Below are 12,128 nucleotides of genomic sequence, written 5' to 3' on the forward strand. Positions count from 1 at the left end.
CTCGCGCGAAAAGGGGTGGGTCGACGGGAAGATGGGCGCATGGGTGGAGCGATTCTGTGGGGAGCCGTCGCGGCGGCGCCGCTGTTCGTCGGTGCGGTGCTCGCGATGCTGCGCACCTGGCCGCCGCGGTGGCTGGGCATCGTCCTGGGCTTCGGCGCCGGAGCCCTGATGGCCTCGATCGCCTTCGAGCTCTGGGAGGAGGGGCTCGACCGCGGCGGTCCCATCCCGCTCGTCACCGGCGTCGCCCTCGGTGCCCTCAGCTACTACATCGCCGCCCGCATCCTCGACGCCAGGGCTGCCAGGAAGAAGGGCGAAGCTGGGGGAGGTCAGCTCGCGGTGGGGGCCCTCCTCGACGGGACCCCGGAGCAGCTCGTCCTCGGCATCGGTCTCGCCTCGGGGGAGCCGGTGAGCATCGCGCTCGTCGTCGCCATCCTCGTCTCGAACCTCCCGGAGTCCATCGGCTCCGCCGCCGACCTGCTCGACGGCGGCATGCGACGGAGCAGGGTGCTGCTCCTGTGGGCCGGGGTCGCCGTGGTGTGCGCGCTCGCCACCGTCGCCGGATTCGCACTGGCCAGCGTGACCGGCGAGGTCTTCCGCTCCGGGGCGAGCGGTTTCGCCGCGGGCGCCCTGCTCGTCATGCTGGTGGACTCGATGGTCCCGGAGGCGCAGTCGAAGGCGAAGGAGTCCACGGGGCTGGCGACCGTCCTCGGATTCGCGCTCGCCGCGGGTCTCGCCTTCGCGTCCTGAACGGATCGAGGGGGTTGCGGCTCAGACGCCGCCGGTGCGGGCGTCGCGACGGACGCTGCGGCCGGTGATGCGCTCGATACGGAACGACAGCGGGAGGTCCCGGTCGTCTCCGGCCCACGGGTGCACCCGCGCAGCCGCCCCGGCAGCGTCCTCCTCGGGCACCTGCGACAGGACACCGTGCATCAGCACGCTCCACCCCAGGCCGCCGATCGGATCGTGGTAGTCGACCTCGAACGAGACCTCGGCCGACTCGCGGGAGAGCGTCGCCAGGTGGCCGTCCGGTGACGTGCGCAGGAGCAGCTCGTGCCCCGAGACGACGAAGTTCACCGGATGGATCTGTACCAGGCCCTCGTCGACGAATCCGATGCGGCCCACCGTGGTGGTCGCCAGCAACTCGTAGGACTGCTGCTCGTCGAGTTCGTGGATCATGCGGACACTCCCTCCCCCTGTGCCGCCAGTGTAGCCACGGCGCCGCAGATCATCGAGGGCGCCCGACCGGAATCACCCGGTGAGGTGTCAGGACGACCATGCCTCCAGCTCGGCGGTGAGCGCAGCGAGGTACGCGGGAGGGCCGGCTTCCGCGAACCACAGCCACAGCTCCGCAGCGATCACCGGGTACCACGCGCGGACACGGTCGGGATCGGCGCCGTAGCCATCGATGAGCGCCCGCTCGGACCGCGGGTCCTTCCTGGCGGCTCCCCACGCGGCTCGGGCGAGCTCCCGCAGCGGGTCGCCGCAGTGCGCCGCCTCCCAGTCGACGACCCCGGAGACACGTCCGTGCTGCGCGAGCAGGTTGCCGTCGGTCCAGTCGCCGTGGCAGAAGACGACCCCGGACGACGGCGGGATGCGCAGCGGGAGGCGAGGCCCGCCGGCGGCGCGGTACCGCTCGATGATCGTCGCATCGTCGGGTGCGGGAAGGAGGTCGTCCGGAGCGGCGAGCCGATGCAGGGCACGGAGCAGGGGCGCTGATGCCCCGAGGCCCGCGAGCCGGGCCTCGGCGTCGGCGTCGTCGAGGCGGGCGCCGGGGAGCTCCGTCATGAGGATCGCGCCCGGCCGCTCCTCGACCACCTCGGGTACCGGGAGTCCGGAGCCGACGAGACCGCGGAGGGCCCGAAGCTCGTTCTGGTGCCGTGCCGGATCGGCGAGGCGCTTCTCGACCAGCCGTCGTCCGCCGCGCTCGACGAGCCGCACCGCGCCGACCGCTCCCTGCCTCATCCCGTCATCCTCGCACCGGGCGGGTGATCACTCGAAGCCGGGGTAGTCCTGCAGCCGCTTCTCGAACTCCGCGCGGTCGGCCTCGCTCAACACCTTGCCGGCGATGACCACGAGCTGGAGCCCCTCGACCGGCTCGCCCGTGCGTGCGCTCTGTGCCTCCCGCGACGCGCGGAAGCCGCCGTCGGCATCGTTCGACAGATCGTAGATGTTCGCGTAGAAGCGCAAGGGATCGGGGTAGTTCTCCGTGTAGTACTCCCATGTCGTCTGCGTGCGCGGGTCGTCGCTGCCGTAGAGCTTGGCGATCATGGACGGGTCGATGCCGGAGTTCGCGGGGTCGTTGAACGAGTACAGGTTCCACAGGCCGTGCGCCGCCACCACCTCGTCGATCGCGGCCATCACCTCGAGCTTGCGCGCGTAGCCCTGCACGGGCTGCTCGGTCGCCCAGGCCGCGGACGTGTACTCGGACAGCATCGACTCCCCGCCGTAGCCGTTGCGCTCCGGCCGGATGTCCTCGTCACCCACCTGAACCCACGTGAACCCGAAGTCGGCGGAGAGCCGCTCCCGGATGTCCGTGAAGAGAGCGTCGGCCTCGGCGCGCACCTCCTCCATGGACTGCTGGGTGAGCGCTTCCTGCGGGGCCGTGCCCTTGATGCCCGGGTAGGCCTCCGCGTGCCGCTGTTCCGCGGTCTTCACGCCTTCGTAGTTGCCGGATGCCGAGGTGCGCAGCGCGCTGAGCGCCCCGACGGTCGCGACGTTGAACAAGATGGTGAGAACGAGGGCGACGATGCCCAGGCGGCGCCCGCCGGTGGTGACGAGTGCGGCGACGATCACGCCGAGCACCAAGAGCTGCAGTGTGATCATCGTCACGCCGTACAGCAGGTCGGTGCCGCCGACCACGAGCGTGCCGAACAGGATCAGGACGAAGAGGATCGCGGCCACCAGGGCGATCCAGCCGAGGGCGTTCGCCGCTGGTTTCTTCTCCTGGGGCGGCAGCGGGGAGAGGACGGGCCGCGTGGGACCGATCTGCTGCTGCCGCCGGGCGCCGCGATAGCCCCCGGGCGGCGGGACGGGTGGGGCGCCCTCGGTGCCGCCGACATACCGGGCGCGCTGTCGCTCGTGATCGCTCACCACGGCTTGTCCGCTCCGGTGCCGCCGGGTTCGTCGCCCTGCTGCTGATCGCGTTCCTGCGTCCCCTGCTCGAGCTTGTCCTGGAGATCCTGCAGCTTGTCCTCGGACGGCTGCGGCTCCTCCTGCTGTTCCTGCTCCTCCTGGGGCTGCTGTTGTTGCTCCTGCTCCTGCTGCTTCTGCTTGAGGCGGTCCTCGGTGCTGTCGAGGGTGTCCGCCATGTCGCGCTCGGGATCGGGGGACTGCTGCTGCGCCTCTTCGCTGTGGCACTCCTCCGGGGTCTCGACGGTGACAGTCAGCGCCTCGCCGTAGAGAGCTGTCGCGGCGGCGCCGTCTCCCTCGGCCCTGGCGGCATCGCCCATCCGCTCGATGACGAGGGCGAGGTTGATCCGGACCGGGCACACCTCGAGCCCGGTCGCGAGGTCGAGTGAGCGCTCCAGCTCCGCGCGGGCGGCAGGGAGCTCCTCGGCGCCGGCCATCGCGGTGCCGATGTTGTACGGCGCCTTGTACGGCTCGAACCAGTTCAGGACGTCCTGTCCGCGCGCCGAGGCCGCGGAGCCGGCGAAGTCGTCGACGACGTACGCGGTGATGGCCTGGTGGGCGAACGCGTACATGCTCAGCAGCTTGCCCACGAAGAGCAGGGCGGCGAGGGTGAGCGGGATCGTCCCGATCGCGACCCAGCGGCGGATGAGGCGCCGACGGCGGTTCGAGCGGAGGAGGGCTGCGGCGGCGTCGTCCTGCGCAAGCGTCACGACCCACCTCCTCCCCTGTCGTCGGCGTCTGAACATCCTATCCGCGACGGTCCGTCCGGGCTGGCGTGTGCGACGAACGCCGGCCCCGATCGAGGCCGGCGTTCGTGACGGGGAGTGCCCGTCCGGCTACTCCGCCGCCTTGACGCGGAACGTGTCGAAGGACACGCCGAGGGGCGCAGTCGCGCTCGCCGAGCGGCTGCCGCTGAGACCCACGCCACCCGCCGGAAGCGGGGCGGCGTCGGTCGCCCGCAGCTGCCAGTCGGCGGGCTCCGCGGCATCGCTCGTCCAGAGCTTCGCGACGAGGGAGGCCTTGTCCGCCCCCGTCACGGCCGCCTTGAGCGTGTAGGTGGTGCCCGGGGTGACCGTGACGCCGTTCAGGGCCCGGGTCGCGAGGACGGTGCCGTCTCTGTGCGCCACGAGCCAGACCGTGCCGTCCGGGCGGAGCCACGCGCGCACGAGGTACCGGCCGGCGGACGAGTCGCGGGCGATGACCCCGATGTAGGAGCCTCCCGTGCTCGACGGCTGATCGACGCGGAACGTCGTCTCCAGCGCCGGGTTCAGCACCGACGGTGCGTTCAGCGTCGCGTGGCGGGTGTCTCCCGCGGCCAGCTTCAGCTGCCCTGAGCCTTCGGCGACGCTGGCCGCGGCTGCGGACCCGCCGGCGATCTTCCATGCTCCGCCCGTGAGGGCTTCTCCCCAGCCGGGACCGGCCGTGCGGTCGAACTCGTCGCTCGCGAGCGGCGCGGGTTCCGCCACCACGGCTTCCCGCGTGGTTGTGGCAGAGCCGCCGATGTCGGCCGTCACCGTGAGGGTGACCGTGCGCGTCCCGGCCGCCGCGTACGTGTGCGTCGCCGATGCTCCCTCACCGGTCGTGCCATCACCCCAGTCCCAGCGGTAGCTGCGGATGGTGCCGTCGGCGTCCGTCGAGGCAGACGCGTCGGCTGACACCGTCAGCCCCGAGGCCGAGAGCGTGAACGAAGCCGTGGGCAGCGCGTTGGCGCCCTGCACGACGACACGCTTCGCGACCGAGCCCACGAGATTCTGGCTGTCGGTGACCGTGAGCTTGACCACGTACGTGCCGGGCTTCGCGTAGGCGTGCGACGGCGTCTTGCCCGTACCCGTCGTACCGTCCCCGAAGTCCCAGCGGTAGTCCGAGATCGTGGTGTTCCCCGGCGGCACGGAGGTGCTCGCGTCGAAGGCGACATCGAGCCCGGTGACGGCTGTGGTGAAGGCGGCGACCGGAGCTGTCGAGCCCTTGCCGACCAGGTAGTGCGTCTTGACCTGGGCGGCGCTCAGTCCGTACGGGTACACGGCGAACTCGTCGACGTTGCCGGTGAGGGAGACCGACTTCGGGGTGTTCGGCCAGTTGGCGAGCTTGCCGCTGCCGATCTTCCAGAAGCCCTCGTAGTCCTGGCCCTTGGTCACTCCGGTGATCTGATCGTTGAGTTGCCCGTCGACGAACAGCTTCATGCCTTCCGGGCTCACCGAGGCCACGACGTGGTGCCACTGGTTGTCGTTGTATGCCGACTTCGTCGTGATGACCTTCGTGCCGTCGCTGTACACCCCGAAGTTCAGGCGCCCGTCGTTCGACATGTACACGTTGCGATCGTGGTTCCTCGAGAAGCCCGCGGCCGAGCTCTCGAAATCGAACAGCAGACCGCCGCTGGTCGTCGACGTCTGGAACCACATCTCGGCCGAGTACGCCCCGGGCGTCGGCATCTTGGTGGTGGTGTCGACGCGCCCCGTCTCGGTGCCGTCGAGGGCCGTGGCACCCGCCACTCCCTTCGGCACGCCCGACGTCGACGGCTTCGCCCCCGCGCGGAAGATGGGGTTGTTCGTGCCGGCCACGTCCTGACCGACGGTTCCCAGCGGGTAGTAGAGCTGCGGTGCGTCGGCGAGCACGGCGTCGGAGTACGGAGGGGTCGAACCGGCCACCGTGACGGTCGCCGTCTTGCTCGTGACCGTGTTGCCGTCGCCGTCCGTGGCTGTGAACGTATACCTCTGCTGCGAGCCGGCCGGAGCCGTCGTGTCTTCGAAGGTGATGGCGGGCAGGTTCCACCAGGTGGAGTCCGCTTTCGTGGTGAACACCGGCGCGGTCGAGCCGGCGCGGCGCAGTTCATAGGTGAGCGTGAGGTCGTCCCGGTCCCAGTTGGACGGGATCGAGACCTTCACGTGGCCGGGTACGAGCGAGGTCGCGGTCGGCTCCCACTTGTCTCCGGAGAGGCGGGGTCCGTCCTTCGGGCCGCCGGGAGGAGTCGTCGAGAATCGCACGAGTCCTTCGAACTGCCCGTTGTTGACCGAGCGGAACTCGCCGCCGATGGAGATCATGTTCCCGGTGCCGGTGATGGAGAGGCCGGCCTGACCCAGACCGGTCGTCACGCCGACCGCCCAGTCCGGAGACCACGCGTACGGCGACGGCGCCGGCGTGCCGCCCCAGTCCTTGCGGCCCGGTGCCGCGGGCTGGGGAGCAAGCGTCCCCCTGGCGTCGGCGGTGTAGGCCTCGGAGTAGCGGTGGATGCGAGGAGCCTGCTCCGGGTGGAGCCCGAGGGTCACGCAGGTGTGGGTGTGGCTGGTGGTGTAGACGACCTTGCCGGTGGAGTAGACGCCGTAGTGGTCGCCGATGCAGTCCGCGATCCAGCGCACCTTGCCGGTGCCGGCCTCGGCGGCGAAGGTGCCCTCGAGGCTGCCCGTCGCGGCGTCGGCGAAGCCCCAGCCGGTGCCGTACACGCCGGTCGCGTCGGTGGCGAGACCGAAGGTTCCGGCCTTGCCGGCGTAGATGCCCGATCCGGCGCCGTTCTTGACCGTCTTGGCCAGTTCCCACTCGGTGTTCAGGGCTCCGGTGGTCTTGTCGACGGAGGCGCTGCCGCGCATCTCGGTGTTGCCGTTGACCTGGGAGAAGCGTCCGCCCACGATGGTGTCCGCGCCCGCAGGGTCCATGACCATGGCATCGACCTGGAGGTCGGTCTGTGGAGCCCAGGGACGGAGCGCGCCGTTGGTGGTGTCGAAGGCGGCCAGGTTCTTCCGCGGCGTGCCGTTGGCCTGGGTGAAGAGGCCGCCGGCGTAGACGGTCGTCCCCGACGTCGCCAGCGCGTAGACGCCGGATCCGCCGATGGAAGGCACGAAGCCCGGGACGAGCTCACCGGTCTTCGCGTCGATCGCCGCGATGTTCCAGCGGTCCTTGCCGTTGACCTTGTTGAACGAGCCGCCGATGTAGATGCGGGAGCCGTCGGGCGAGGCGGCGACGGCCTTGATCACGCCGTTCACCTGTGGGGCGAACGGCAGCAGCGCACCGGTGTCGATGTTGTAGGCGAGCACGTTCGAGCGTGCCGTCAGTGCGGTCCCGGGAGGGGCCTTCGGCTCGCGGGCGTTGTCGAATTTGCCGACCGCGTACACGATGGACCCGATCGCCGTCTGGGCCCAGACATACCCGTTGTCGATCTGCACGGTCGGGATCGGATCGGATGTGACGACGTTCTCGTCCCGCTGCAGCAGCGGAGGCATCCCGCCCGGATCGTCGGCCGCCGCGGCGGCTCCGCCGCCGAGGGCTACCAGCCCCGCGGCGACCATCACCCCCGCGATCACTCCGGCCACGCCCGTGCGCGCGCTCTTCCAGACAGCACTGTTCCCCATGTGTGTTCCCCAGTCATTCGATGGCCGACCCCACGTCGGCACGTCATCGTCGGACGACCGACCGCGAGAGCTCCCCCAGAGATGCTCGGACCGCGGCGGTTCGTTCCGACGAACCCCCGTCGAAGGCGCAGAAGCCTCCGACGGGTAACACAATACCATCGCCGGGAGCGGAGTACACGCCGTACCCGCAGGGATCCTGGGGTCTCGCGTGCTGTCAGGGGGCGTCGAGCGGAGCGGGCCGCCCCGCGCGAGGCGCGCGAAGACCTCGGAGTCGGGCGACCAGGATCGTCGCGCGGGTGAGTTCCACCCCCAGCGCGGCGAGGACCACGAGTGCCGCGACCCAGTACAGCTCGATCACGTTCCCCACCTCGCCGGCGTCGGCGTAGGCGGTGGTGCTCGACGGTGCGGCGGGGAGCGACGGGGCGACATCCGCCTCCCGGTGTTCGTACCCGACGCCGAGCTGCCCGGCGATCGTCTCGAGGTTTCCCTCGTCGATGACGGAGAGTGCATCCGCACCCTGGTACTGGATGTACTCGGAGCCGTTCTGGTCGAGCCCGCCCGTCGTGACGCGCATGGGACCGCCCTCCGTCGTGCCGTACCCGAAGACGGCACCCGCGTCGGTGTAGCGCGCGCTGTCGGCGAAGGACTCCGGGGCGGACCCCGTGGTCTGCTCGCCGTCGCCGAAGTAGAAGACCATGCGCGAACGGTCCGGCGACGACTCCGCCGCGGCGGCGAGGGTCTCGCTCAGCAGCGGAGCGGCCACGCCGATCGAGCTGCCGCGCGACTGGCTCGTGACCTCGGGGCGCAGCACGTCGAGTGAGCCGAGCAGGGCGGTGGTGTCGGTGGTCAGCGGGATCCGCAGCTCGGCGGCCGCATCCGAGGTGAGGAGGGCGAAGCGGGCTCCGGGGTACTCCTCCACGAGCGCGCGCACGTCGGCGCGCACACCGTCGAGCCGGGGAGCGCCGTCGTCCCAGTCCTCGGCCACGATGCTCGCGGTGGTGTCGACGACGAGCACGATGTCGGTGTCGGTCGCCAGGGTCTGCGTGGAGCCGCCGGGGAGCCCCGGCCGCAGCAGCATCACGGCGCAGGCGAGCACCATCACGAGGCGCAGCGCCCAGAGGGACCGATGCACGGCGAGAGCGCGTCGGTCGGTCACGACCTCGCCCCCGGCACGCGGCGCACGCACGAGCATCCAGACGGCCACGCCGGCGACACCGGCGCACAGCAGCAGGATGAGGAACACGGGGAGCACGGGTTGGAAGATCACAGGCGCACCCTCCAGACCAGCACGACGAAGCCGAGCGCGAGGACCGACAGGACGGCGATCCACAGGTTCGGAGTGTCCGTCCAGACCACCTGCGCCTCGCCGCGCAGTGCCGTGGCCTCCTGCTTCTGCACCTCGTCGATGATGTCCCCGACCGTGGTCGTGTCGCGGAGCCCGTAGGCGGCGCCCCCGGTGGCCTCGGCGGCGGCGGCCAGCTCGGCGCTGACGGCGGCGTCCTTGCCCTCGACCGGGTTGATCGCGAACACCCGGACATCCTTCGAGGCCGCATACGCCGCGGCCTCATCGAGCGTCACGATCGAGGCGCCGTTGATCTCGTTGTCCGTCGCGAAGATCACGGACCGGGACCGGTCGTCGTCCGGGTGATCGAAGCCCATGGTGCAGGCCGCGAGTCCGTCGCCGATGAGGGAGGCGCCGTCGCCGTTGAGCGTGCCCAGCCAGTGCTCCGGGATCTCATCCACGTAGTCGAAGCTCGACATCATGCTCGCGAGGTGCTCGCGGATGAAGTCGTAGTCGTCGGTGAGGGGGAAGATCTGTACGGGAGAGCTGTTGAAGATCGTCAGGCCGATGCGCTCGCCCTCGAAGCCGTCGAGCAGCTCGTCGAACACGGAGAGCACCTCGACGTCGACCTCCGACATCGAACCCGACACGTCCAGGCACAGCATGATGTCGCGGCTCGTGTCGACGGGTTGGACGGTCTGGGCGGACATCGGACGCGCGGCCACGACGCCGGCGACCAGCGCGGCCCCCGCACCGAGGGCGAGCAGACCCGTCAGGGCGACGGCGCGACGGGATAGCGCCTGGCGGAAGGACGGCAGCGCTCGCAGCCGCTCCGCCCTGGCCACGCGAGCGGTGTCCGCGGCGCGCCGGTCCCGGTGGCGGCGCAGGCCGACCGCGAGACCGATCGCCACCGCGGCGACGACGACCGCCGCGGCGAGGACCAGCATCCAGACGTTCGCTAGTGCCACGCGCGTACCACCGTCCTGGCGGCTTCGGCGCCGGCGGCCGGATCGATGGCGGGCCCCTGCCGGAAGATGCTCGGATAGTAGTGGCGGCCCATCGCGTCGATGAGCGCAGGGTGCACGCCGCGGGAGACGAGGTCGTCGAGGGTGAGCACCGGTGCTTCCAGGCCGCTGTACTCGTTGACGAACGTGCGCACGACGCGGCTCAGCTCCAGGTTCGCCTGCCGCGCGGAGAGGTGGCGGTCACGGTAGTCGTGCTCGACGCGATCGATGCGGTCGAGGTACTCCGAGCGCAGAGCGGACAGCACGTCGAGCGTGGACGGCTGACCGGCATCCGCGGCCGCTCCGGAGGCGGCGGTGCGGGGGCGAGTGAGCCGGAACAGCAGCCACGCGCCGACGATCAGCAGGGCGAGGATGCCGAGCGCGAGCAGCATCCATCCCCACCCGTACTGCGCGGGCGGGTAGAGCTCGTCAGAACCGGGCATCGGACCTCCGGTTCAACAGGTGCAGCAGCTGCGGAACGGCGTCGTCCTGACCGTCGAGCGCGCCGTGACTGATCTCCATCCGCGTGAGCAGGTCGGCGAGCCGGGCGGCGTCGGCAGCCCGCTGCGCACCGAGCTCGTTCACGATCGCCCGGTCGCCCTGGATGAAATCGGGGACCTCCCAGAGGCTGTCGACGTCGGCGCGCAGCCGGGCGGAACGGTGGTTGAGCACCGGTTCGGCGTCGCGCAGGGTGAGCCAGAGCACGTCGTGCTGCACCCGCAGGCGGCGAAGCAGGCGCTCGGTCTCGGTAGTGACCGGGGCCTCGTCAGTGAGCACGACCACGATCATGCGCCGTGCGATCGTCCGCGTGACGAAGGACAGCAGGGCGTCGCGATCGCTGGGGGCCGCCGCGTCGTCGACCGCGCGGTCGATCGTCCGCAGCGCGTGTTCGAGGGCGCCCTCGCTGCGCCCCGGTGCCAGGCGACGGACGCGGGAGGCGTCGCCGTAGACGACCGTGAAGTCGTCGCCGTGCCGGAGCGTCAGCACGCCGAGGGCTCCGGTCGCCAGGATCGCCAGGTCCTTCTTCGAGCGCTCGTCCGCGGCGAGAGCGGTCATAGAGCGTCCCGTGTCGACGACGAACATCACCGTGTGCATGCGCGTGGCCCGTGACCGCTTGACCAACGGGGTGCCGAGGCGGGCGGTCGCGCGCCAGTCGATGTCGCGCACCTGGTCGCCGTACTCGTACTTGCGCAGGTCCTCGAAGTCGAGGCTCCGCCCGTGCAGCAACGACGCGTAGGCGCCGTCGAGCGCGTGCAGCGACTTGCGGTTCGAGTGGATGAAGAGCTTGCTCTTCACCTGCGTGATGAGGCTGGGCATCTGGCGCGGGATCCCTGAACGTGTCGACGGGTCAGGGGGTGGGCACGGCGGCGAAGATCTGGTCGATGATCTCCTCGCTGCGGATGCCCTCGGCGTCAGCCTCGAACGTCAGCAGCACGCGGTGCCGCAGCACGAGGTGTCGCAGGGCGCGGATGTCCTCGGGAAGGACGTGGGTCCGGCCGCTGAGGAGGGCGAGGGCGCGCGAGGCCTGGAGGAAGGCGATGCTGGCCCGCGGGCTCGCGCCGTACTTGATGAAGCGGGCGCGCTCGTCCCCGATGTACGGCGCGGGATTCCGGGTCACGTACGCGATCGACACGATGTAGTTGCGGATCGCGGGGTCGACGTAGATGCGGCTCGCGACGTCCTGCAGCAGGTGCACGTCGTCCAGCGTGACGGCGCTGTGCACGTGCCGGTCGGGGTCGAGCACGCCTGAGTCGATGCGGCTGAGGATCTCGAACTCCTCCGCCGGGCTCGGGTACTCCACGATCTCCTTGAGGAGGAACCGGTCCATCTGCGCTTCGGGCAGCTCGTACGTGCCCTCCTGCTCGATGGGGTTCTGCGTCGCGATCACGAGGAACGGCTTCGGCAGCGGGTGGATCTCGCCGCCGATGGTGGTCTGGTGCTCCTGCATCGCCTCGAGCATGGCGCTCTGGGTCTTGGCGCTGGAGCGGTTGATCTCGTCGAGCAGCACGAAGTTCGCGTGCACGGGGCCGAGCACCGTCCGGAAGCTGCCCGTCGCGGCGTCGTAGATCTGGTTGCCCGTGATGTCGCTCGGCAGGAGGTCGGGCGTGCACTGGATGCGCTTGAACTTCGCCTTCACGGTGTCCGCGAGCGTGCTGGCGGCAGTGGTCTTGGCGAGGCCAGGCACGCTCTCGAGGAGGATGTGACCGCCGGCGATGAGCGCCACGAGCAGGCTGGTGCGCAGGCGCTCCTGGCCCACCATCTTCGCGGAGTACGCGTCGGAGATCGTCTGCAGCACGGAACCGGCGCGCGCCATCTCGGCGTCGGTCGGAGCGGCGGCGGGGGCCGCTGCGGCGATCGGCGCGGCGGACGCGG

Annotated in this window: 11 protein-coding genes; 1 reads left to right on the top strand and 10 read right to left on the bottom strand. The window is 70.7% G+C overall.

Annotation, left to right across the window (positions count from 1 at the left end; all coding sequences use genetic code 11):
- Positions 1–39: 39 nt before the first annotated feature.
- On the top strand, positions 40–747 hold the full coding sequence (locus BLU02_RS10290; protein ID WP_060922019.1) for a ZIP family metal transporter: 708 nt from the start codon (positions 40–42) through the stop codon (positions 745–747).
- A gap of 21 nt (positions 748–768) precedes the next feature.
- Here the strand turns inward: BLU02_RS10290 and BLU02_RS10295 are convergent, their stop codons facing one another.
- From BLU02_RS10295 to BLU02_RS10340, 10 genes are all read right to left on the bottom strand, one after another.
- Positions 769–1,176 (bottom strand): pyridoxamine 5'-phosphate oxidase family protein, encoded by a 408-nt coding sequence (locus BLU02_RS10295; protein WP_060922018.1) that lies wholly within the window; start codon positions 1,174–1,176, stop codon positions 769–771.
- 87 nt (positions 1,177–1,263) lie between these two features.
- Positions 1,264–1,962 (bottom strand): phosphotransferase family protein, encoded by a 699-nt coding sequence (locus BLU02_RS10300; protein WP_060922017.1) that lies wholly within the window; start codon positions 1,960–1,962, stop codon positions 1,264–1,266.
- Between the two features lie 27 nt (positions 1,963–1,989).
- Positions 1,990–3,090, bottom strand: coding sequence for a DUF4064 domain-containing protein (locus BLU02_RS10305; protein ID WP_231919546.1), 1,101 nt, complete (start codon positions 3,088–3,090; stop codon positions 1,990–1,992).
- The gene (locus BLU02_RS10310; RefSeq protein WP_231919547.1) at positions 3,087–3,839 is read right to left on the bottom strand and encodes a hypothetical protein; all 753 of its coding nucleotides are present in this window, start codon (positions 3,837–3,839) and stop codon (positions 3,087–3,089) included. Before BLU02_RS10310 ends, BLU02_RS10305 begins: the two co-directional genes overlap by 4 nt.
- Positions 3,840–3,965: 126 nt before the next feature.
- Positions 3,966–7,469: a PKD domain-containing protein gene (locus tag BLU02_RS10315; protein ID WP_060922014.1), complete on the bottom strand. Its 3,504-nt coding sequence runs from the start codon at positions 7,467–7,469 to the stop codon at positions 3,966–3,968.
- 214 nt (positions 7,470–7,683) lie between these two features.
- Positions 7,684–8,736 (bottom strand): VWA domain-containing protein, encoded by a 1,053-nt coding sequence (locus tag BLU02_RS10320; RefSeq protein ID WP_060922013.1) that lies wholly within the window; start codon positions 8,734–8,736, stop codon positions 7,684–7,686.
- Complete coding sequence (locus BLU02_RS10325; RefSeq protein WP_231919548.1) at positions 8,733–9,719, bottom strand: VWA domain-containing protein; 987 nt, start codon at positions 9,717–9,719, stop codon at positions 8,733–8,735. Before BLU02_RS10325 ends, BLU02_RS10320 begins: the two co-directional genes overlap by 4 nt.
- Positions 9,710–10,198 (bottom strand): hypothetical protein, encoded by a 489-nt coding sequence (locus tag BLU02_RS10330; RefSeq protein ID WP_083370963.1) that lies wholly within the window; start codon positions 10,196–10,198, stop codon positions 9,710–9,712. Before BLU02_RS10330 ends, BLU02_RS10325 begins: the two co-directional genes overlap by 10 nt.
- The gene (locus BLU02_RS10335) at positions 10,185–11,072 is read right to left on the bottom strand and encodes a DUF58 domain-containing protein (RefSeq protein WP_060923641.1); all 888 of its coding nucleotides are present in this window, start codon (positions 11,070–11,072) and stop codon (positions 10,185–10,187) included. Before BLU02_RS10335 ends, BLU02_RS10330 begins: the two co-directional genes overlap by 14 nt.
- 31 nt (positions 11,073–11,103) lie before the next feature.
- A complete protein-coding gene (locus BLU02_RS10340; protein ID WP_370428279.1) occupies positions 11,104–12,111 on the bottom strand; it encodes an AAA family ATPase in 1,008 nt (335 codons plus the stop codon).
- Positions 12,112–12,128 lie beyond the last annotated feature (17 nt).

Origin of the sequence: Microbacterium paraoxydans (assembly GCF_900105335.1) — a bacterium.
Taxonomy (GTDB): domain Bacteria; phylum Actinomycetota; class Actinomycetes; order Actinomycetales; family Microbacteriaceae; genus Microbacterium; species Microbacterium paraoxydans.

Coding starts and splice junctions, on each gene's coding strand:
- BLU02_RS10290 (WP_060922019.1), top strand. CDS start 40: ATGGGTGGAGCGATTCTGTGGGGAGCCGTCGCGGCGGCGCCGCTGTTC.
- BLU02_RS10295 (WP_060922018.1), bottom strand. CDS start 1,176: ATGATCCACGAACTCGACGAGCAGCAGTCCTACGAGTTGCTGGCGACC.
- BLU02_RS10300 (WP_060922017.1), bottom strand. CDS start 1,962: ATGAGGCAGGGAGCGGTCGGCGCGGTGCGGCTCGTCGAGCGCGGCGGA.
- BLU02_RS10315 (WP_060922014.1), bottom strand. CDS start 7,469: ATGGGGAACAGTGCTGTCTGGAAGAGCGCGCGCACGGGCGTGGCCGGA.
- BLU02_RS10330 (WP_083370963.1), bottom strand. CDS start 10,198: ATGCCCGGTTCTGACGAGCTCTACCCGCCCGCGCAGTACGGGTGGGGA.
- BLU02_RS10335 (WP_060923641.1), bottom strand. CDS start 11,072: ATGCCCAGCCTCATCACGCAGGTGAAGAGCAAGCTCTTCATCCACTCG.